The organism is Maribacter sp. (assembly GCF_016744255.1).
Taxonomy (GTDB): Bacteria; Bacteroidota; Bacteroidia; order Flavobacteriales; family Flavobacteriaceae; genus Maribacter_B.
The window spans coordinates 15,540-36,144 of the sequence record NZ_JADGES010000028.1 but is presented as its reverse complement, the minus strand read 5'-3'; the positions used below and the strand labels follow the sequence as shown (position 1 = coordinate 36,144).

Below are 20,605 nucleotides of genomic sequence, written 5' to 3'. Positions count from 1 at the left end.
ACATAAGGATATATAAGGAACTTCTGCCTCAGCTAGCTGTGCTAGTTTGGCAGAAGTTTTTGCTAGTTGCATTAATGAAATAGCGGCTTCCATCATACGAGCGCCACCAGATTTAGATATCATTAAAAATGGAATTTTATTTTTAATAGAATAGTCTACACCTCTTGCAATTTTTTCGCCCACGACACTCCCCATGGAGCCACCAATAAAAGCAAAATCCATACAGCAAATGACTAAGTCTTCACCTAGTGATTTACCTACTGCGGTTCTTACGGCATCTTTTAGTCCGGTCTTTTTTTGTGCCGCTTTTAAGCGATCAGAATATTTCTTGGTGTCCTCAAATTTAAGAGGGTCTTTCGAAGTTAAATTAGCATCCAATTCTTTAAACTTGTTTTCATCAAAAAGAATTTCAAAATACTCTTTGCTTCCAATTCTTACATGATAATCATCCTCTGGACTCACGTAGAAATTTTTAGCTAACTCATCAGATTCAACAATTTTACCCGTTGGAGATTTATACCATAATCCTTTTGGGGTGTCTTTTTTTTCTTCTGTGGAAGTTTGTATTCCTTTTTCTGTTCTTTTAAACCAAGCCGTCATATATTCTATTTAGGTACTGTTAGATTTATTATGGGGCTACAATGTATTAACATTGTTTAAATCTTCAAAGGCTTTTTTCAATCTTTCTATAAAAGTTTTTTCTCCTTCGCGTAACCAAACTCTTGGATCGTAGTATTTTTTGTTAGGTTCATCAGCACCATTAGGGTTGCCAATCTGACCTTGTAAATAATCCTTCTTGCCTTGAATATAGTCCCTTACGCCTGCTAAAAAAGCATATTGTAAGTCTGTGTCAATGTTCATTTTTATAACTCCGTAGCTAATACCTTCACGAATTTCTTCCACTGTAGAGCCAGATCCACCATGGAATACAAAATCGATGTGATTATGCTCTACATTGTATTTTTTAGAAATATATTCTTGTGAATTTTTAAGAATTTTCGGCGTTAACTTTACATTTCCGGGTTTATATACTCCATGAACATTGCCAAAAGCTGCTGCAATTGTAAATCTAGGACTTACTTTAGAAAGCTCTTCGTAAGCATAAGCAACTTCTTCTGGTTGTGTATATAATTTAGAATCGTCTACATCTGAATTGTCAACACCATCTTCTTCACCTCCAGTGATTCCTAATTCTATCTCTAGAGTCATATCCATTTTGCTCATTCTTTCTAGGTAACCTTTGCAAATTTCAATGTTTTCTTCGATAGGCTCTTCCGAAAGGTCAATCATATGAGAACTGAAAAGTGATTTTCCTGTTTCAGCGTAATATTTTTCACTTGCATCTAAAAGACCATCTATCCATGGTAATAATTTTTTAGCACAGTGGTCTGTATGTAAAATAACAGTAGCACCATAAGCTTCTGCTAATTGGTGTACGTGTTTTGCTCCAGCAACTGCTCCTTGAATAGCTGCGTTTTGGCCTTCGTTAGAAAGTCCTTTGCCAGCATTAAACTGAGCTCCACCATTGGAGAACTGAAGAATTACAGGTGCATTTAAACTTGCAGCTGTTTCTAATACTCCGTTAATTGTATCTGATCCTATGACGTTTACAGCAGGTAATGCAAATCCTTTTTCTTTTGCATAATTAAATATTTCTTGAACTTGATCTCCTGTTGCAACTCCTGGTTTAATGTTGTGAGCCATTTTTTTGTATGTTAAAAGTTTTAAAAAAAATTGAACAACAAAAGTAACTAAAATTATTAAGAGATAATTGTCTTTTGAGCTGTAAACGAGGAGGTTTAATAATATATATTATCTATAACGATTGCGTTAATTGATAATAAAATAAATAGGATTTAAAAAGGATAATTTATGCCTATTTGAAGAACGGAATTTGCAAAATTATAATCTCTAAACCATCTTTTAGAGGGTATTTCTGCGGGGTTATATGTTTTAAAGCCAAGGTCTGCTCTAAAGATAAAATAGGTAAAATCGTAGCGTAATCCAAAGCCAGTACCTAGGGCTATGTCTTCTAGCGATTGTATGCCATTAAAAGTAGCATCGGGATCATCTACATTATCAAAAACATTCCAGATATTACCAGCATCTGCAAAAATAGCACCGTTAATATCTCCGGCTATCGGAAACCTATATTCTAGATTTAATGCAATTTTAAGATTAGCTTCATTAAAATCGTTTACAGCATCTGTTCTCCCAGGGCCTAAGGAGTATGGAAACCAGGCTCTGTTATCATTGGGTCCACCAGCAAAGTAACTTCGTACAAAAGGGATGTTGTCCGAGTTTCCATAAGGTATTGCAATTCCTGTAAAACTGCGAAAAGCTAAGACATTTGATCGGTTTAAATCCCAATATTTAACATAATCTAATTCGGTTTTAATATATTGGGAGTAGGGAAGGCCAAAGGCTTGAAGCTTACCGTCTTCTTCATCAAATTCTACTAGGTAGGATAATGCGGATAGAAAGTTTCCTGCGCTTTCTATTTTGGCTCTAAATTGATAAAAATTATTATCTGTTATTCCTTTTTTATTGTTTTTAGAGTAGGTGTAATTACTGGCAAATATTAGATTGTTATCTGTAAGCCTTTCTTGTCTTTCTTTAATGCTACTAACATCATCTTTATTATCTGTAGTTGTTGCAATTTTATTATTTAAAACGGCATCAATAAACCCAGTAGTACCTTGTGGAATTGTTAAATTAGGGTCTGAACTTCCTTCTTTAGTTTCGAAAAAACCAGATAGGATAGGCTCTGTTTCGTAATTGTTGGCAATTTCATCCAATTGGCTATAAGAACTTTGGTATACTTCAAAAAATCGGTCTGTATTTTTATTGTTTACATATTGTATGTTCAATAGCTCCACAATGTTTTGTGAAAAATCGGAAGGTTTCCAGTTATAGCTTAGAATGCTATTTACCGTTTGTTTATCTAAGCCTATGTTTTTTTGAAAACTTGTACCCACAGTTATAGCAGTCTGGGGTAAATAGTAATTAGGAATAATTTTGTCTGTATTTACAAAGGGAAGCCAAATTCTTGGGAAATTCAGTTTTATGTCAGCTCCTATTTCAGAAAAGGAACTGCTGGCTAAGGAAGAGTTACTTAGGCGACCAAAGGATCCTTTTGCAGAAAAACTTAGTGTTTCTGCTCCTCCGAAAATATTACGCATTAATAGAGAGCTGCCAAAACCTATTCCTATTTTTCGGATATTAGATCTGGATATTTCTAGGTCTGTTTCTAGGGCATATTTAGGTCTACTTGCAAGATAGATGTTGGCATCTAACTTATGTGTAGAGTTATTTTGCGCCATATTAATTCCAGGGTATTTAAAGGCGTTAAGACTATTAAGTTGTCTATAAGTTCTTATTTTATCTAATTCTTTATAGATGCTATCTTTTTTAAAGAAAACAGCATTAACTAAAGTTTTGGGTTTGTATTTTAATTTTTCTTTAAAATAGATGGTATATCCTTTGTAATTTACAGATTGTAGTTCTGTCTTATCATTGCTAAACAGATAGTCCGTATAGATGCTAATATCATTATAACGAGCAATATTGTAATTCGATGTTGTGACGGTGCTATCCCCTCTTATTTTTAGACCTGCTATATTAAGTTCAACATTCATTAATTGGTCGTTGTATGTCTTGGCTGTATCTGTTTCTATGGTGTATGATATAGAGCTTTCTTGGAAATTATATATCCCATTATTTCTAAAAATAGAGGTTAATCTTTCTCTTTCTTTATTAAAGTTGCCAACGCTAAATTGTTGTCCAGGAGTAACAAAGGAGTTTGTTTTATGAGCATTGTAAATAGAGTCTATTACAGTGGAAGAAATGTTGTTTGTAATAGTGTCTAATGTAAAAGGTTCTCCTAAGGCTATGTTATAATTAATAGCGACTCTTTGTTTTCTTTTGCTACTATCTACTTTAAAGGTTGTGTTGTTGTTAAAGTATCCTTTGCTACGGTAATACGCACTGAGTCTTTCTAGTGTTTTTTTTGTTTTTAGAGTGTCTAAAGTTGCAGGAGCTTCGCCAATATTTTTAAGCCATACACTTAAGCCTTTAACAATAAAAGATTCGCCAAGACGGTCTACTTGTTTTTTAGATAATAGTTTAATTAGTTTTTGTTCTCGATTATCTTTGGTATGTAGCCAACCCTGAAAAGAAGAATCTGGATTTTTCTTTGCTAAATTGTATAAGTTTAATCTTAAAGGGTAGCCTAAAGCTAAAGTGCTATTAGGTTTTTGTACAATAAGGCTTTCTATGTCTTCATCATTAACTTTTTCATCATTAGCATAGATGTTGTTTTTTGTGATGAGAAGTTCGTTTTCGCCTACTCTTTTTAGTGTATTGCAAGATGTAAGTGCTATAGCTATAAATAATAAGCTTATTTTAGCAGTGTTTTTTTTAAAGCGCAATACTATCTTCATAGAAATCAAAAATACATTATTTGAATGGTTGGTAAAAGCCAAATAAAACTTATAAAAAGCTTACAGCAAAAAAAGTACCGAAATCAGCATAAATTGTTTGTTGTAGAGGGAGAAAAAACGGTGAGAGAATTACTTTTGTCTAAAATTGAAGTTTCTAGAATATTTACCTCGGAGGAGAATTTTGGAAAAAAACTCGGTCATATATGTGATTTAGTAAGCATTTCGGAAATGAAGCAAATGAGTTCTTTAAAAAATTCAAGTTCTGTATTAGGTGTTTTTCATATTCCAAAAAGTGAAAAATTGGAAATAAAGGATTGGACCGTTGGACTTGATGACATAAGAGATCCAGGAAATCTAGGAACTATAATTCGGTTGTGCGATTGGTTCGGAATTAAAAACTTAGTTTGTTCCATTACGACTGTAGATTGTTATAATCCTAAGGTTTTACAAGCAACAATGGGTTCTATTTCTAGAGTGAATATTGTTTACATGAATCTAAAACTTTTTTTAGAAGAAACAGAATTACCTATTTATGGCGCTTTTATGGATGGGAAAGTCGTTTATAAAGAAAAAATTCCAGAAAAAGGAGTGTTAGTAATGGGGAACGAGGCAAATGGGGTTTCTAAAGAAATTGAGGCTCTGTGTACAAACAAAATATCGATACCACAATTTGGAGATTCTACTACAGAAAGTTTAAATGTTGCTACGGCTACTTCTATTTTATTAAACGAGATAAGAAGGTTTAGTTTCTAAAAAAGATTACTCAAAAGTAAAGTTTATAAAAAGTCCACGGGTTTGCATAAGATCTATGTTCCCTGTCCACGGGCTATTTGGGTCTGCATCTCTTACAAGTTCATCTGTTATGGCAAAAACGCCACGAATAGATGGAGAGAATTTAAAATATTCCAAATAAAAATCTATTCCAAATCCTAATTCATAATTGTAAACAGATTTTTTCATTCGAAAAGTTCCTGCAGAATTGTCATCCAAGCTAGTTTCGTTACTTCCCAAATTCATGGAAGTAGATACGCCGCCAACTAAATAAGGTTTCCAGTTGCCTAATCTTTTGGTGCTTGCTTTTAATAGTAAGGGGAAATTAATGTAAGTAGATTTCACTTCTCTTATGGCATCGCGTTCTTCTGTAAACCCTGTGAAACCAAGGTTTCTAGAGGAGTAGCTTAAGCCAGGTTCAAATCTAAGGTCTAAAAAATCGTTAAGTCTTAATTCGCCTATTAATCCTACATTAAAACCAATACTTTTTTGTACTAGAATATCTGGAGCGTTATTAATGTAGCTAAATTTAAAATCATATTGATTAAAGCCTAAGTAATATCCCCAGTTTAAAAGGGGTTCATCCTCGTTTTCTAAATTAAGAACAGGTCTTTCGTTAAATTGTGCTTCGGTTTTATGGCTAATAAAAAATGAACTAATAACTATGGAGAAAAGAAAAGCTTTTCCAATAAATTTTGAAGGGAAACTATTTTTTATATCTGTTATTGTCATACTTCTATTGCCATTTACTGGCTTTATAGTCTTTTATTTAGAAGCTACATATATAGATGCAACTCCAAAAGTCTGAGGTTTATTCACTACATCTATAAACCCAATTTTACGTAAAATATTGTTGAAGTTTTCGCCATGTGGAAAAACAGATGCAGATTCACTTAAATAAGCATAAGCAGAACGGTCTTTAGAGAATATTCTTCCAATTAATGGTAGTATATATTTTGTATAAAAACGATAGCCTTGTTTAAAAGGTGTTTTTGTAGGAACAGAAGTTTCTAAAACAACAAAAGAGCCATTAGGTTTAAGGACTCTGAATATTTCAGCCAAACCTTTTTCTAAATTTTCAAAATTACGTACACCAAAAGCTACGGTTATGGCGTCGAACGAGTTTTCTTCAAAGGGTAGGTTTTCGCTATCCCCAACAATCATCTCTATAGTGTGGTTTAATTTTTTATCTGCAATTTTATTTTTGCCAACTTCGAGCATTCCAGGTGAAATGTCTAATCCAACAATTTTTGTAGCTCCAGTATCAACCATGTTAATTGCAAGGTCTCCAGTTCCGGTGGCAATGTCTAAGATAGATGAGGGTTTCTTTTTAGATAAAATGGAAACTACTTTTTTTCGCCATTTTATATCAATTCCAAAAGAGATAACTCTATTTAAACCATCATAATTCTTAGATATGGTATTAAACATTTGAGTAACCTGCTCTTTTTTGCCTAAATCAGAGTCTTTATATGGAGTAACCTTTTTGGTCATTTTTAGCAATTTTTGGCAAATATACAATATAGGAAGATGCTAGTGCTTCTTTATTTAAACAATAAAAGGTACTAATCTTATGTTCTTTAAAGGTTTAAAGTATATTGTAACCAATTAAATTATGTAATTTTGCCTTGCAAAATTTGCTAATTTTTTGTAAAATGAAACGGATTGAATCAAAAATGCCAAATGTGGTATTTTCTTCTAGATGTTTGGACAGAACAGTTGTTCTTGCCTGTGGTAAACAAGACATATATTAAATGAAAATATTAATTGCAGGTGCGGGTGAGGTGGGATTTCATTTGGCTAAATTGCTATCTTACGAATCCCAGAATATTACCTTAATAGATACGCGAAAAGAAAGTTTGGCTTATGCAGATAGCCATCTAGATATACGTGTTATAAAAGGAGATGCAACTTCAATCTCCTTATTACAAGATGCTCAAGTTCAAGAGTCCGATTTGGTAATCGGGGTTACATCGTCTGAAACTACTAATATTACTTTATGTATGTTGGCAAAACAGTTAGGATGCAAAAGAACTATAGCAAGAATATCTAACACGGAATTTATAGATAATAAAGAAACAATAAAGTTTTCGGAATTAGGTATTGATGAATTAATCTCACCAGAAGAATTAGCAGCAACGGAAATACAGTCCTTACTTAGTAAATCTGCTTTTAATGATACTTACGATTTTGAGGATGGTAAGTTAATTATGGTTGGAATTTCTTTGCTAAAGACAGCTCCTTTTGTTGGTAAAATGGTAAAAGAAGCGGCTAAAATATTTTCTGAAGTTAATTTTATGCCTATAGCTTTAAAGAGGTTGGGTACCCAGTTTACTGTAATTCCTAGAGGAGATACTGTATTTAAAAAAGGAGATCAAGTTTATTTTATTACAACTAGCGAAGGGGTAGATGAGCTTTATAAATTATCAGACAAGAAGAAAGAAGCAATTAAAAATGTAATGATTCTTGGAGGGAGTAAAGTTGGTTTTAAAACTGCTAGAGACTTGTGTAATAATAAGTTTAATGTAAAGCTAGTTGAAAAGAATAAAGAAAAGGCCTTCGATTTAGCAGATGATTTGCCAAACGCTCTAGTAATTAATGGTGACGGAAGAAATGTAGAATTGTTACAAGAAGAGAGCTTAGAGTCAATGGATGCTTTTATTGCGGTGACCGGAAATTCGGAAACAAATATTATGTCTTGTCTGGTTGCAAAATCTAAAAATGTAAAGAAGACAATTGCTTTGGTAGAGAATATGGATTATTTTCAATTATCCCATTCTATAGGAATTGACACTTTGATTAATAAAAAATTATTAGCTGCAAATAATATATTTAGGCATATACGTAGAGGAGATGTAGTAGCTTCCATGCGTTTAAATAATTTAAATGCAGAGATATTAGAATTTGTAGTAAAGCCAGACTCTAGGGTGACGGGAGCTATTATTAGGGAATTAGATTTTCCAAAATCAGCGACAATAGGAGGAGTGGTAAGAGGTGATAAAGGTATTATTGCTTTAGGAGGTTTTAAGATTCAAGCAGGAGATAGGGTAGTTGTTTGTTGTTTGCCAAATGTAATTACGAAAATAGAAAAGTTGTTCTTGTAGTATGAGGCTTAATTCTAAAATAATATTTCACCTTATGGGTGTGTTATTGCTTTTCAACGGCTTGTTTATGTTAATAGCGGCTGTAGTAAGTGGAATATATAAAGATGGGGCAACCTTAGGGATTTCCTTAGCATCGATAGCAAGTATGTTTTTAGGTGCATTTTTTATGTATTACACGCGGGACCATAAAAAAGAGGTAAAGCGTAAAGAAGGGTATATTATTGTAACTTTTGGTTGGGTCGTTATGTCTATGTCTGGCATGTTGCCTTATTTATTTTCAGGTGCTATTCCAGGTGTTACCAATGCTTTTTTCGAAACCATTTCAGGGTATACAACTACAGGAGCTTCTATCTTAGAAGATATAGAGGCTATGCCAAAAGGTATCTTGTTGTGGAGGAGTATTACCCATTGGATTGGAGGGATGGGGATTATAGTTTTGGCAATAGCAATCTTACCATTACTTGGTATTGGTGGAATGCAGCTATTTTCAGCAGAAGCTCCAGGACCAAGTGCAGATAAACTTCATCCGCGAATTACGGATACAGCTAAGCGTCTATGGTATATTTATGTTGGATATACTGTTGCGGAAACCATACTATTAAAATTGGCAGGAATGTCTTTTTTTGATGCTGTAAATCATTCGTTATCAACCTTGTCAACAGGCGGTTTTTCTACAAAAAATGCAAGTTTGGCGTATTGGAATGATTCACCTTTGATTCAGTATATAGTGGTGTTTTTTATGTTCTTAGCAGGAAGTAACTTTGTGTTAAGTTATTTTGCTTTTAAAGGAAAAGTGCAGCGCGTATTAAAAGATGAGGAATTTAGATACTATTCTATTTTTGTAATAGTCTTTTCTATAATAGCTGCTTTTGTAATTTATTATCAAGCTAATGTAGAGGTCTCGGAATACCATCCTATGGTATTAGGTGCTGCGGAAAGTTCTTTTAGGCATTCTTTGTTTCAGGTTATTGCCGTAATTACTACAACGGGTTTTGTTTCTGCGGATTTTACTAATTGGACACCTTTTTTAACAATATTCTTTTTTGGATTGATGTTTTTGGGAGGCTCTGCGGGTTCTACTGCTGGTGGAATTAAAGTAATGAGACATTTACTAATAATTAAAAATGGATTGTTAGAGTTTAAAAGAACCTTGCATTTAAATGCTATAATCCCAGTACGATATAATAATAAGACGGTAAAAGAGCATATTGTATATAATATTATAGCCTTTTTTGTTTTGTATATGTTATTGTTTATTATAGGTGCTTTGGTTCTAGGAGCGCTAGGATTAGATTTTATGTCCGCTATTGGCGGGGCAGCAACTTCCCTAGGTAATGTTGGCCCAGGTTTGGGTAGTTTAAATCCGTTAAGTAACTTTAATAGCCTCCCTGATTTAGGCAAATGGTGGTGCGGATTTTTAATGCTAGCTGGTAGATTAGAGCTATTTACGGTACTTATTTTATTTACACCCTATTTTTGGAAAAAGACATAATTAAAAAAGCCTGCTTTTTCAGCAGGCTTTTTTAATATTAAGTGGCTATTTTGTTATAAAGCTGCTTTAATTCTCTTTACAGCTTCAATAATTTGTTCTTCGCTAGCAGCATACGATATTCTAATAGAATTTCCATTGCCAAAAGCATCTCCAGTTACAGTAGCAACATTTGCGTTTTCTAATAAGTACATAGAAAAATCAGACGCATTATTAATTTTTGTTCCATTTAGTGTTTTGCCAAAAAAGTAAGTTATATCTGGATACACGTAAAAAGCACCTTCTGGTTCGTTACATTTAAAGCCTTCAATATCATTTAATAAACCTAATATTAAGGTTCTACGCTCTTTAAATTTGTCAACCATGTATTGAATTCTACTAGCTGGCTCTACTAGAGCTGTAATTACAGCTCTTTGGGCAATACAATTAGCGCCACTGGTTACTTGTCCTTGTAGTTTGTTGCAGGCTCTAGCTATGTATGCTGGGGCTCCGATATAACCAATACGCCATCCTGTCATTGCAAAAGCTTTTGCAACACCATTTACTGTTACGGTTCGGTCATACATATCCTCGAACTCAGCCATAGAAGCATGTGCTGTAACTCCGTAGTTTATATGCTCGTATATTTCATCACTTACAATAACAATTTGTGGATGTTTTTTTAAGACATCGGCAAGAGCTCTTAATTCTTCTTTGCTATAAATAGAGCCACTAGGGTTGCAAGGTGAACTGTACCAAAGCATTTTTGTTTTAGGAGTAATTGCATTTTCTAATTGTTCGGGTGTCATTTTAAAGTCTGTAGTAATAGAGGTTTCTATTTCTACAGGAACGCCACCAGATAACATAACAATGTCACTATAACTTACCCAGTAAGGACATGGTAATAAAACTTCATCTCCAGGGTTAAGGCATACTTGTGCAATGTTATATAAAGCTTGTTTAGCACCAGTTGATACTACAATCTGAGAATAATCGTATGCAATATTATTATCTCTTTTAAACTTAGTGATAATAGCGTCCTTTAAATCTAGGTAGCCGTCTACTGGTGTATAAGAATTATAACCATCTTTTATTGCTTGTATAGCAGCTTCTTTAATGTAATCTGGAGTGTTAAAGTCTGGTTCTCCTAAACTTAAACCTATAATATCTTTTCCAGATGCTCTTAATTCTCTTGCTTTAGTTGCCATTTCTAAAGTTGCAGAAGTCGCTAAATTGTTAATTCTATCAGATAAATTATTACTCATATTCTAAAAAGTTTACTAATACTAATATTGTAAGGAAGGTTTTTTTCCTAACTCTTTTAAATGTTTAAAGTGCGAAATTATAGCTTTTCTTGTTGTTTTGTACTCGTTGTAAGGTAAATTAAATTCCTTTGCTGTTTGTTTAACAATTTCACCAATTTTTGTGTAATGAACATGGCTTATATTAGGAAAAATATGATGTTCTACTTGGTGGTTAAGACCGCCTGTAAACCAGTTTATTATTTTGCTCTTGTTTCCAAAATTTACAGTAGTAAATAATTGGTGAATAGCCCATGTGTTTTTAATATTTCCTTTTTCATCTGGTAAAGGTGTTTCTGCTTCATCAATTACATGTGCTAATTGAAAAACAACGCTTAAAATAACCCCAGCAACATAATGCATTACAAAGAAACCTAATAATAATTTCCACCAAGAAATGTCAAGAATTACAAAGGGTAGTATAATCCAAATAGTTAAATAGATTAGTTTAAAAATTACCATTTTGCTCCAATTTGCTATTGGATTAGGAAATTCTCCATAAGACAATTTTCTTTTGGTGTATCTGTACATTTGTTGAAAATCGGTAGTTACAGCCCAATTAAAAGTTAGTAATCCGTATAAAAATATAGAATAGTAATGTTGAAATTTATGGTATTTGTGCCATTCCGCATGTTTAGAAAATCGCAGAACTCTTCCTGCGTCTAAATCTTCATCATGTCCTTGAATATTCGTATAGGTGTGGTGCAGTACATTGTGTTGTACTTGCCAATTGTATACGTTTCCAGCAAGGATATAAATGCTTCCGCCCATGATTTTATTGACCCATTTTTTATTAGAATAGGATCCGTGGTTACCATCGTGCATAACGTTCATGCCAACACCGGCCATACCAACCCCCATGACAATCGTTAATAAAAGATTAGCCCAATTTGGTAGCCCTAAGGTTAAAATAGCAAAGTACGGCGCAAGAAAAAGGATAAACATTATTGCGGTTTTTAGGTGCAATCGCCAATCGCCTGTTTTTTTTATTTTATTCTCCTTGAAATATTGGTTAACCCTTTTGTTTAGGGTTTTAAAAAAATCGGTAGAGTCTTTTCTGGAAAACCTAATTGTTGTTTTTTCCATAATATATTTTTTTTACAAAGGTAGCTTAATTCTAAATAAAGGACTTATAATACTTTGCCAAAAGAGAAAAATAATTGACTTTAAAAAGCCTATTTTTGTTGAAATTTTAAGCAAAAATGAAGACTGACATTATTTTAAAATATTTTCCTGATTTATCCGAAGAGCAAAAAAATCAGTTTAAGAAGTTAGAATTTTTATATAAAGACTGGAACCAGAAAATAAATGTGGTTTCTAGAAAGGATATCGATGAGCTTTATTTGCGCCATGTTCTTCATTCTTTGGGTATTGCAAAAATCCAAACTTTTAAGGATGGTTCGCATGTGTTAGATGTTGGTACAGGTGGTGGATTTCCTGGGATTCCTATGGCTATTTTATTTCCAGAAGTTCAATTTACTTTGGTGGATGCTATTGGAAAAAAAATAAAAGTTGTCCAAGAGGTGATTGATGGTTTGGGTATAACAAACGTTAAAGCTATACATACAAGAGTAGAGGATTTAGATTCTCAATATGATTTTATCATAAGTAGAGCAGTAGCAGCAATGCCAACTTTTGTGAGATGGATAAAAGGACGAATTAAGAAAGAATCTGTTCATGAGAGAAGGAACGGAATCTTGTATTTAAAAGGAGGTGATTTATCCGAAGAATTAAAGGATTATAAGACTGCTGAAATTTATGATTTAACTACTTTTTTTAAAGAAGATTTTTATGAAACTAAAAAAGTAGTTTACTTGCCAATGAAGTATAAGGGTTAGTTATAGAGTAAGCATCCCGTTATAGGCTAATCTACATTTTTTAGCATAATTTTTTATGAAGTTCCAAATGGTAGTATTGCTTTTTTTAGATGTATTAGCCTTTTCCATGGTATTAAGTTTAGTAGTTGATTATTTTGATTTACCTTAATGTAACAATTAATTAACGTTTAATTTACATTAAAATTATTAAATAAACAAGAGTTTGTTGGAGTTACTTCTAGGAACAAAGGTATTTAAAATGAAAAAAGCTCATACTGGTATAGTATGAGCTTTTTATTATAAGGCAGTAATTATCCTAAAAATGGGTATCTGTAATTTTCAGGGGTTACAAAGGTTTCCTTAATTAATCTAGGAGAAACCCAGCGGAGTAAATTTTGAGCAGAACCTGCTTTATCATTTGTTCCAGAAGCTCTAGCTCCACCAAAAGGTTGTTGCCCTACGACAGCTCCAGTTGGTTTATCATTAATATAGAAATTACCTGCACAGTTTTCTAAAGCTACAGTAGCTTCTTCAATTGCGTATCTGTCCTTAGATAGTATTGCTCCTGTAAGAGCGTATTCAGATGTACTGTCTATTAGTTTTAGAGTGTCTTTCCAGTCTTTGTCTTCATAAACATATATAGTAACTACAGGGCCAAAAAGTTCAGTTTCCATAGTGGTGTATTTTGGGTCTGTAGTAACAATAACTGTAGGTTCAATAAAGTAGCCTTTAGATTTGTCATAATTTCCTCCTGCAAATACTTCAGCATCTTTGTCTTCTTTCGCTTGGTCTATATATTTAGCCAATTTATCAAAAGAACCTTCGTGAATAACTGCAGTAACAAAATTACTCATGTCTTCTGGTGATCCAGGTTTATTAAAAGAGGCTATATCCTTTTTTAATATATCTAAGATTTCTTTAGAAGAAGATTTTGGTAAGTAAACTCTAGACGCTGCGCTACATTTTTGTCCTTGGAACTCAAATGCTCCTCTAGCAATGGCGGTTGCTACTTGTGCTGGTTTTGCACTTGGGTGAGCTAAGATAAAATCTTTACCACCTGTTTCTCCAACAATTTTTGGATATGTCTTGTATGTATGTATATTGTTTCCTATTTGTTTCCATAATTCTTTAAAAACAAAAGTAGAACCTGTGAAGTGAAGTCCAGCAAAGTCTGGGCTAGCTAATACGGTGTCTGTAATCATTACAGGGTCTCCGTATACAACATTGATTACACCATCGGGTAAACCAGCTTCTTTAAATACGTCTACAATTACTTTTGCAGAGAAAATTTGGCTATCGCTAGGTTTCCATACTACAACATTACCCATCATTGCTGCGCTTGCAGGTAAATTCCCAGCAATAGCTGTAAAATTAAATGGGGTTACAGCGTATATAAATCCTTCTAAGGGTCTATATTCTACTCGATTCCATATACCTTCTGCAGAATCTGGTTGCTCTTGGTATATTTGAGACATATATTCTACATTAAATCGTAGAAAATCTATAAATTCACAAGCGGCATCTATCTCTGCCTGATGAATATTTTTAGACTGTGCTATCATTGTAGCAGCATTTATTTTGGCTCTATATGGTCCAGCTAATAAATCTGCAGCTTTTAAAAAGATTGCGGCGCGTTGTTCCCATGTTAAACGAGCCCAATTTGCTCTAGAATCTAATGCATTAGAAATGGCATGGTCTATATGTTTTTTTTCCGCTATGTGGTATTGACCAACAATATGCTTGTGGTCATGCGGAGGAGACATTGGTTTGGTGTTATTTGTTCTTACTTCTTCATTACCAATATACATTGGCACATCTACGGTGCTGTTGAAATAATCGCTATATTGTTGAAGTACTTCTGCTCTTTCTGGAGAACCAGGAGCAAAGCTTTTAATGGATTCATTAATCGCTGTAGGTACTTTAAAAAAACCTTTACCCATACTGTTATTTTTTAGAATTAAAAATTGCTCAGCAAAGATATTAAATAGAAATGCGATTTAAAGTATTCTTTGCTATTATTATTTCAGTTATGAATGCTTTAATTTTTGGCGCTTAGTTTTGAGTTTTCTGTAATATTTATAAGAATCTGGCTCAGTAATTGAGTGTGGTAATCTATAAAATAAACAATCCCAAAACACAGGAAAGTATAATGGGATTGTTAAATATGTAGTTGATTTTCTTAGTTCAGAGCAAAAGGTGCGCTAAATTTAAATGTAGGAATATGCACCCTAAATTTTTCGGATGTTCCAAAATTTACCATATTATAATGCCCTTTCATAGCTCCAATAGGGGATGCTAAAAGGCAGCCCGAATTATAGGTGTGCGATTCTCCTGGAAGAATTACAGGTTTTTTGCCAATAACTCCTTCGCCATCTAATAATTCTAAATCATTTAAGGCGTCATATATTCTCCAATGTCTGGAGTTTAGTTGAACGGAGTCTTTACTTTGGTTTTCTATAGTAATAGTATATCCAAAAGCAAAATGCATTTTGTAATTTTTAAAGAATGTACCTTCAAAATTGGTGTTTACTGAAATTTTTATACCCTTAGTTACTAATGTTGTCATATGCGTTAAAATGTAAAAATACTTCCTGTTAATACAATGATAATTGTAATGGTTGCCAAAATTACAAAAATTGTATTTAGAAATAAATATTTAATAATCGTAATGAATCTTCCTTGCTTGTAAAAATTACGCATCGACTTATATAAGTAGAGGAGAAAAATTAACAGAAAAAATCCTTCGCTATTTGTCTTAAATATGGAATTGATTAAATAGCTAATAATGAGCAAGATAAAGAACAAAGATTGATTATGAAAGCTAAAAATGATATGATCGGTGTAAGTGTATTTTTTTCTGATGTAGATCATCCAAATAAAGAAAGCAAAGATTGGTAAGAAGAAAAAGGTTGTAAATGGGAGCTTAGAAATTAAAGAGCTGATGAAGCTTGCTGGTTGATGTTCTAATTTGTTTATTCCGCTTGCGGTGTTGTAAGCAAGTTGGTTTTCTCTGTTCTTTTTTATTTTGTATTTTATGGAAGCATCTTGTAGGTTATAGATGGTGTCCTTTGTGATGATGGAACTAAAGAAGTTTAGTTTGTAAAAAAGCCTATTGAAAGTGGTGCTATCCTTTAAAGAGGAAAAATACTTTTTAGGGTGTTTAAGTAGCAGGGAGTTTGTGTCTTTTTTTTGCCCAAAAATATTATTTATATCTGTAATGTTGTTTATAGAGTCTAGGGGTGTATTGTTTAATTTTTCTTTATTATTGTTTATTGTAATGCTTGCTTTGCTTAATTTATGTATAAACCCTGGTCCATCTTTTGTTGCGTACTTGTCCAAAGTAGAAAAATCGTTACTAAGGCTAATCATAAAAAAATAAATTATAGACAAGCTAAGTAGGAATCTAAATGGGTTGGTGTAGCTTACTCTTTTGCCATTTATATAGTCACGGGTTATTTTTCCAGGTCTAAGTAATAAAGCAGTAAGTGTTTTTAATAGTTTAGAATCATAGGAGATGACACTAGCAAAAAATTCATCAAAAAAATCTTTTAAAGAGAGTTTTTTAATGCTGTTAGCTTGCGAGCAATTGGGGCAATATTTGTCACTTATGTCTAAGGGGTGATTGCAATTTTTGCATTCGATTCCTCTGTACTTAAGCTGGTGTCTTCCGAAAGAAGGGGTTGTTAGTTTATTATCCATTTTATCTTAAAGGATAAATATACATTAATTACGGATGTTTCTAGAATTAGCTGATCCAACTCCAATTACGCTATCGTGTAAATCACCAAAAACTCTATAGTATACTAATATGGTATAGTTGTTTTCTGTGTTGTGGTAATTGCCGCAAACCGTGTTTAGGTCAATAGTGTCGTCTTTTCTTTTTATAACGTATTTGTAATTGTAAAACCCTTGTTTTAGTGCTAAAGTGCCTTCCATCATTCCGTTTTTTTCATTGTACGTCATAATGTTATCTTCATTAATGCTGTAGTTGTTATGTTTTCCATATATGTAAACATCATCAAGAGCTAGCTCTTCGGTATACGGCAAGCTAAAGTGTACTTTGGTGTATTCTGCTTCTCTAGAAGAATTGGTTCCTTGTAGTGTTCTAATAACAAAATCTCCATTAATATCTGGGTAGTAGCTATAGGGTCTTTTGGATCTGTGTATGTTAGAAAATAGATAATGATTATAAAGATCTGTTAGTTCAATTTTTGCTATGGCAGCCGTTGGAGCGCGTAAATCTTTGGTGTCAAAATTGTAAAATTCATTTCCGCCAAAAAAGCTAGTTTCTTTATCGTATTTGTACACTAGCTCTGTTCCTAAAGTAAATTGTGGGGGTATGTTGCTAATGGCGGAGGGCCAATGGTAGTTTTGTAAAATGGTTACTTTTACTTCTTTTTTAGGATTTACCACGCTGTAATTTGCTGTGTTAATGTTGAGTTGCACAACTTGTTTTTCGTTTAAGAAGCTAAAATCCCTAGATCTTTTAACTGTAGCTCCAACTGTAACAAGGTCTTTGTATATTACAAATCTTCTAGAAAACTGTAGTTCGTAACTGTTATTGTAAATTTCTAAAATGTAATTGCCGCTTACTTTGAGTTTGATATTCTCATTTGGAATGGTCAATTGGTAGTTAGAATATGGTTGGAGTGTAGAGTAGCTGTTTTCGTAGTTAGTAATGCGTTGGTTGTCTATTCCTTTTAAGTATTGAGATTTTAAAAGGGAGGATTTGCTCCAGTCGTAATTACAATGTACAATTTTGTAGTAATAGTCTTGTTCGTTGGCTAGGAGGTCGTCAAACTCTAAGTAGATAGGATCCCCTAGTTGTAAAATAGGGAATTGATCTTCTGTTGGCCCTTTAAAAATAATAGATTTAATGTGGTAAGGTTCGCTTACTTCTTCTATTGTTTGGCTAATTGTTTTAAAAGTAGACAAAAGTACTACTGTAAGAAAAAATAGGTAACGCATTAAACAGTTGCTTTTTTTTTGTAAAGGTAAACAAAATGCATGCCTAAAAAATTAACATCGACGTAATGCCTAAATTTCTGAGGAATAATTATGAATATTTTTTTTAAAACAGTACTTTTGCAGCAAATTTTGTTAACCAAAGGTCTACATCAATTATGTCTAAAGACATTCGAATAAAAAAAGGCTTAAATATTAATCTTGTCGGGGTTGCGGAACAGACTATTTCCAAAGCCGTTTTAAGTAATGTTTATGCAATAAATCTAGATGATTTTCACGGAGTAATACCAAAAATGTTATTAAAACAAGGAGCTCAGGTAAAAGCAGGAGAACCATTGTTTTTTAATAAAAATATGGAGGACATGCTTTTTGTGTCTCCCGTTAGTGGTGTCCTTGTTGAAATCGTAAGAGGAGCAAGAAGAAGAATATTAACTTTGAAAATCCAGGCAGATAAAGAACAAACTGCTTTGGAGCATTCTAAGTTAGATTTAGCATCGGCTTCCGAAGAAGAAATTAAGAACTATTTGTTAAAAGGTGGTTGTTGGCCATTCGTAAAACAAAGACCTTATGATGTTATCGCAAATCCTGCTATAACACCAAAAGCGATTTTTGTTTCAGGTTATGCAACGGCACCATTGACTGTAGATTTAGATTATGTGTTAAAAGGTAAAGAGGCACAATTACAAGCGGCTTTAACAGCACTGTCTAAATTAACTCCAGGGAAGGTTCATGTTTCTGTAGGAGGTTCTGGTAATTCGCCTTTGTCTGGGCTAAATAATATAGAATTACATAAAGTATCGGGGCCGCACCCAGCAGGTTTAGTTGGTACGCAAATAAATAAAATTGACCCTGTTAATAAAGGAGAGGTTGTTTGGACAGTTAATGCTCAAGACCTACTTATTATAGGTGACCTATTGCTTTCGGGAAAGTTTAATGGGGAAAGAACTATTGCATTAGTAGGTTCATCAGTCAAAGCACCTAAGTATTATACTGCTACAATAGGAGCAGAGGTTTCTACTTTCTTGTATGCTAGCGGTGTAAATTCTGAGAATTTTAGAGTTATAAACGGAGATGTTTTAACAGGAACAAAAAGTAGTCCAGACGGTAACTTAGGTTATTATAATAGTACCGTTTCGGTTATCCCTGAAGGAGATGATTACGAACTTTTTGGGTGGAATAAACCTGTTTTTAATAAAGTTTCTACTTCAAGAGCACTAACTTTTTCATGGTTGACACCAAATAAGAAATTCGATTTAAATACGAATACAAATGGGGAACATCGTGCATTTGTAACTACAGGGAATTATGAAGAAGTTTTTCCTTTAGATATTTTTCCTATGCAAATTCTAAAAGCTTGTATGTATAAGGATTTAGATGAAATGGAAGCATTGGGAATGTATGAAGTTGCACCAGAAGATTTTGCATTGACAGAATTTATTTGTGTGTCTAAACAGCCACATCAAAAAATTATAAGAGAAGGTTTAGACTTAATGCTTAAAGAGATAGGATAATGGGTTTAAAGAGTAATTTACATAATTTAAAAGAAAAATATAAAGGAACAAAGATGGCTCCTGCGTTTAACGCTATCCATACCTTTTTATATTTGCCAAATGAGACTACCCATAATGGGACTCATATTAAGGCAGCCGATGATTTAAAACGAACCATGAATATTGTTATCATGGCATTAGTTCCATGTTTGCTATTCGGAATGTTTAATGCTGGTTATCAACATAACTTGGCTTTTGGGACTGGTTCTTCCGTAGCAGGAGGATTTTTAAGTCCAGAGTTTTGGACTGTAGATAATTTTCTTATTGGTTTATGGAAAATTTTACCGCTAGTAATCGTTTCTTACGGTGTTGGTTTAGCAGTAGAGTTTGTCTTCGCAATTATTAAAAAACACGAAGTAGAAGAAGGGTACTTAGTAACAGGAATGTTAGTCCCGCTTATTGTACCAATAGATATACCGCTTTGGATGCTAGCAGTAGCAGTTATTTTTGGAGTAGTAATTGGGAAAGAAGTTTTTGGAGGAACTGGAATGAATATTTTAAATCCGGCATTAACTATTAGAGCTTTTTTATTCTTTGCATATCCTACATGGATGTCTGGAGATAAGGTTTGGGTTAAAGGAGCGGTAGAGCAAGACCAACTTATTGCTGCAGGAGAAAGCTTAGATGCTATTTCCGGAGAAACTATATTAGGTAGTTTGGCGCAAGGAAAAGAAGTTGGTTATGATGTTATGGATATGTTCTTTGGTTTTGTTCCTGGTTCTGTAGGAGAGACATCGACCTTACTTATATTATTAGGAGGCTTGTTCTTAATCTTTGCAAAAATAGGAAGCTGGAGAATTATGTTATCCTCTGTAGTAGGAGCCTTAGTAATGGGTTTAATATTCAACGGAGTTGTAAGTTCTGGGTGGATTACAGAAGGTAGTAAGTTTTACGGATTAATGAGTACAGAATTTTGGCATCACCTATTAATAGGAGGTTTTGCTTTTGGTACTGTATTTATGGCAACAGATCCTGTAACTGCTTCACAAACAAATAAAGGAAAATGGATATACGGATTCTTAATAGGGTTTATATCTATATTAATACGTGTCTTTAATCCTGCTTATCCAGAAGGTGTTATGCTTGCCATTTTATTAATGAATGTATTTGCACCAACAATTGATCATTACGTGGTTCAAGGAAATGTAAAACAAAGAATGAAACGTCTAAAAGCAAAAACAGCCTAA

At 33.3% G+C, this 20,605-nt stretch carries 17 protein-coding genes; 6 read left to right on the top strand and 11 right to left on the bottom strand.

Annotation, left to right across the window (positions count from 1 at the left end; genetic code table 11):
• From QZZ51_RS06910 to QZZ51_RS06900, 3 genes are all read right to left on the bottom strand, one after another.
• Window positions 1-600, bottom strand: a 600-nt coding sequence (locus QZZ51_RS06910) for an acetyl-CoA carboxylase carboxyltransferase subunit beta (RefSeq protein ID WP_291867791.1), incomplete at its 3' end; no start/stop codon positions are given.
• Window positions 601-636: 36 nt separating this feature from the next.
• On the bottom strand, window positions 637-1,704 hold the full coding sequence (gene fbaA / locus QZZ51_RS06905; protein ID WP_291867788.1) for a class II fructose-bisphosphate aldolase: 1,068 nt from the start codon (window positions 1,702-1,704) through the stop codon (window positions 637-639).
• 152 nt (window positions 1,705-1,856) lie between these two features.
• Window positions 1,857-4,442, bottom strand: a complete 2,586-nt coding sequence (locus tag QZZ51_RS06900) for a BamA/TamA family outer membrane protein (RefSeq protein ID WP_291867785.1) — start codon at window positions 4,440-4,442, stop codon at window positions 1,857-1,859.
• Between the two features lie 24 nt (window positions 4,443-4,466).
• On the opposite strand from QZZ51_RS06900, the gene QZZ51_RS06895 reads away from it, so the two are divergent.
• On the top strand, window positions 4,467-5,195 hold the full coding sequence (locus QZZ51_RS06895) for an RNA methyltransferase (protein ID WP_291867782.1): 729 nt from the start codon (window positions 4,467-4,469) through the stop codon (window positions 5,193-5,195).
• A gap of 6 nt (window positions 5,196-5,201) precedes the next feature.
• Here QZZ51_RS06895 and QZZ51_RS06890 read toward each other — a convergent pair whose 3' ends face one another.
• Both QZZ51_RS06890 and ubiE read right to left on the bottom strand, forming a co-directional pair.
• Complete coding sequence (locus QZZ51_RS06890) at window positions 5,202-5,945, bottom strand: porin family protein (protein WP_291867779.1); 744 nt, start codon at window positions 5,943-5,945, stop codon at window positions 5,202-5,204.
• Between the two features lie 33 nt (window positions 5,946-5,978).
• Complete coding sequence (gene ubiE, locus QZZ51_RS06885) at window positions 5,979-6,707, bottom strand: bifunctional demethylmenaquinone methyltransferase/2-methoxy-6-polyprenyl-1,4-benzoquinol methylase UbiE (RefSeq protein WP_291867776.1); 729 nt, start codon at window positions 6,705-6,707, stop codon at window positions 5,979-5,981.
• Window positions 6,708-6,967: 260 nt separating this feature from the next.
• Between ubiE and trkA the strand changes: the two genes are divergently transcribed.
• Window positions 6,968-8,317, top strand: a complete 1,350-nt coding sequence (gene trkA, locus QZZ51_RS06880) for a Trk system potassium transporter TrkA (RefSeq protein ID WP_291867773.1) — start codon at window positions 6,968-6,970, stop codon at window positions 8,315-8,317.
• Between the two features lies 1 nt (window position 8,318).
• A complete protein-coding gene (locus QZZ51_RS06875) occupies window positions 8,319-9,809 on the top strand; it encodes a potassium transporter TrkG (protein ID WP_291867771.1) in 1,491 nt (496 codons plus the stop codon).
• Between the two features lie 53 nt (window positions 9,810-9,862).
• Here the strand turns inward: QZZ51_RS06875 and QZZ51_RS06870 are convergent, their stop codons facing one another.
• Together QZZ51_RS06870 and QZZ51_RS06865 are read right to left on the bottom strand one after the other, a co-directional pair.
• A complete protein-coding gene (locus QZZ51_RS06870) occupies window positions 9,863-11,050 on the bottom strand; it encodes a pyridoxal phosphate-dependent aminotransferase (protein ID WP_291867768.1) in 1,188 nt (395 codons plus the stop codon).
• Window positions 11,051-11,071: 21 nt separating this feature from the next.
• Entirely contained in the window at window positions 11,072-12,172 is a 1,101-nt protein-coding gene (locus QZZ51_RS06865) for an acyl-CoA desaturase (RefSeq protein WP_291867766.1), read from the bottom strand.
• Between the two features lie 116 nt (window positions 12,173-12,288).
• Here QZZ51_RS06865 and rsmG point away from each other — a divergent pair, with 116 nt between their 5' ends.
• Complete coding sequence (gene rsmG / locus QZZ51_RS06860; protein ID WP_291867763.1) at window positions 12,289-12,924, top strand: 16S rRNA (guanine(527)-N(7))-methyltransferase RsmG; 636 nt, start codon at window positions 12,289-12,291, stop codon at window positions 12,922-12,924.
• Window positions 12,925-13,214: 290 nt separating this feature from the next.
• On the opposite strand, the gene pruA is transcribed toward rsmG, so the two are convergent.
• The 4 genes from pruA to QZZ51_RS06840 form a co-directional block, all read right to left on the bottom strand.
• Window positions 13,215-14,843 carry an L-glutamate gamma-semialdehyde dehydrogenase gene (gene pruA / locus QZZ51_RS06855; RefSeq protein WP_291867760.1) on the bottom strand — a complete coding sequence of 543 codons (1,629 nt, stop codon included), beginning with the start codon at window positions 14,841-14,843 and terminating at the stop codon, window positions 13,215-13,217.
• Window positions 14,844-15,082: 239 nt separating this feature from the next.
• Complete coding sequence (gene apaG / locus QZZ51_RS06850; protein WP_291867758.1) at window positions 15,083-15,469, bottom strand: Co2+/Mg2+ efflux protein ApaG; 387 nt, start codon at window positions 15,467-15,469, stop codon at window positions 15,083-15,085.
• Window positions 15,470-15,474: 5 nt separating this feature from the next.
• Window positions 15,475-16,602 carry a DUF3667 domain-containing protein gene (locus tag QZZ51_RS06845; RefSeq protein ID WP_291867755.1) on the bottom strand — a complete coding sequence of 376 codons (1,128 nt, stop codon included), beginning with the start codon at window positions 16,600-16,602 and terminating at the stop codon, window positions 15,475-15,477.
• Between the two features lie 24 nt (window positions 16,603-16,626).
• The gene (locus tag QZZ51_RS06840; protein ID WP_291867752.1) at window positions 16,627-17,871 is read right to left on the bottom strand and encodes a DUF5103 domain-containing protein; all 1,245 of its coding nucleotides are present in this window, start codon (window positions 17,869-17,871) and stop codon (window positions 16,627-16,629) included.
• A 155-nt stretch (window positions 17,872-18,026) separates the two neighbouring features.
• On the opposite strand from QZZ51_RS06840, the gene QZZ51_RS06835 reads away from it, so the two are divergent.
• Window positions 18,027-19,379: a Na(+)-translocating NADH-quinone reductase subunit A gene (locus tag QZZ51_RS06835; protein ID WP_291867750.1), complete on the top strand. Its 1,353-nt coding sequence runs from the start codon at window positions 18,027-18,029 to the stop codon at window positions 19,377-19,379.
• Window positions 19,379-20,605, top strand: coding sequence for an NADH:ubiquinone reductase (Na(+)-transporting) subunit B (locus QZZ51_RS06830; protein WP_291867747.1), 1,227 nt, complete (start codon window positions 19,379-19,381; stop codon window positions 20,603-20,605). The genes QZZ51_RS06835 and QZZ51_RS06830 overlap by 1 nt, the downstream gene beginning before the upstream one ends.

Excerpts from the sequence above, each read along its gene's own strand:
- QZZ51_RS06895 (WP_291867782.1), top strand. The coding sequence starts at position 4,467 with ATGGTTGGTAAAAGCCAAATAAAACTTATAAAAAGCTTACAGCAAAAA.
- pruA (WP_291867760.1), bottom strand. The coding sequence starts at position 14,843 with ATGGGTAAAGGTTTTTTTAAAGTACCTACAGCGATTAATGAATCCATT.
- apaG (WP_291867758.1), bottom strand. The coding sequence starts at position 15,469 with ATGACAACATTAGTAACTAAGGGTATAAAAATTTCAGTAAACACCAAT.
- fbaA (WP_291867788.1), bottom strand. The coding sequence starts at position 1,704 with ATGGCTCACAACATTAAACCAGGAGTTGCAACAGGAGATCAAGTTCAA.
- QZZ51_RS06890 (WP_291867779.1), bottom strand. The coding sequence starts at position 5,945 with ATGACAATAACAGATATAAAAAATAGTTTCCCTTCAAAATTTATTGGA.
- QZZ51_RS06875 (WP_291867771.1), top strand. The coding sequence starts at position 8,319 with ATGAGGCTTAATTCTAAAATAATATTTCACCTTATGGGTGTGTTATTG.
- ubiE (WP_291867776.1), bottom strand. The coding sequence starts at position 6,707 with ATGACCAAAAAGGTTACTCCATATAAAGACTCTGATTTAGGCAAAAAA.
- QZZ51_RS06865 (WP_291867766.1), bottom strand. The coding sequence starts at position 12,172 with ATGGAAAAAACAACAATTAGGTTTTCCAGAAAAGACTCTACCGATTTT.
- QZZ51_RS06870 (WP_291867768.1), bottom strand. The coding sequence starts at position 11,050 with ATGAGTAATAATTTATCTGATAGAATTAACAATTTAGCGACTTCTGCA.
- trkA (WP_291867773.1), top strand. The coding sequence starts at position 6,968 with ATGAAAATATTAATTGCAGGTGCGGGTGAGGTGGGATTTCATTTGGCT.
- QZZ51_RS06830 (WP_291867747.1), top strand. The coding sequence starts at position 19,379 with ATGGGTTTAAAGAGTAATTTACATAATTTAAAAGAAAAATATAAAGGA.
- QZZ51_RS06840 (WP_291867752.1), bottom strand. The coding sequence starts at position 17,871 with ATGCGTTACCTATTTTTTCTTACAGTAGTACTTTTGTCTACTTTTAAA.
- QZZ51_RS06845 (WP_291867755.1), bottom strand. The coding sequence starts at position 16,602 with ATGGATAATAAACTAACAACCCCTTCTTTCGGAAGACACCAGCTTAAG.
- QZZ51_RS06900 (WP_291867785.1), bottom strand. The coding sequence starts at position 4,442 with ATGAAGATAGTATTGCGCTTTAAAAAAAACACTGCTAAAATAAGCTTA.
- rsmG (WP_291867763.1), top strand. The coding sequence starts at position 12,289 with ATGAAGACTGACATTATTTTAAAATATTTTCCTGATTTATCCGAAGAG.
- QZZ51_RS06835 (WP_291867750.1), top strand. The coding sequence starts at position 18,027 with ATGTCTAAAGACATTCGAATAAAAAAAGGCTTAAATATTAATCTTGTC.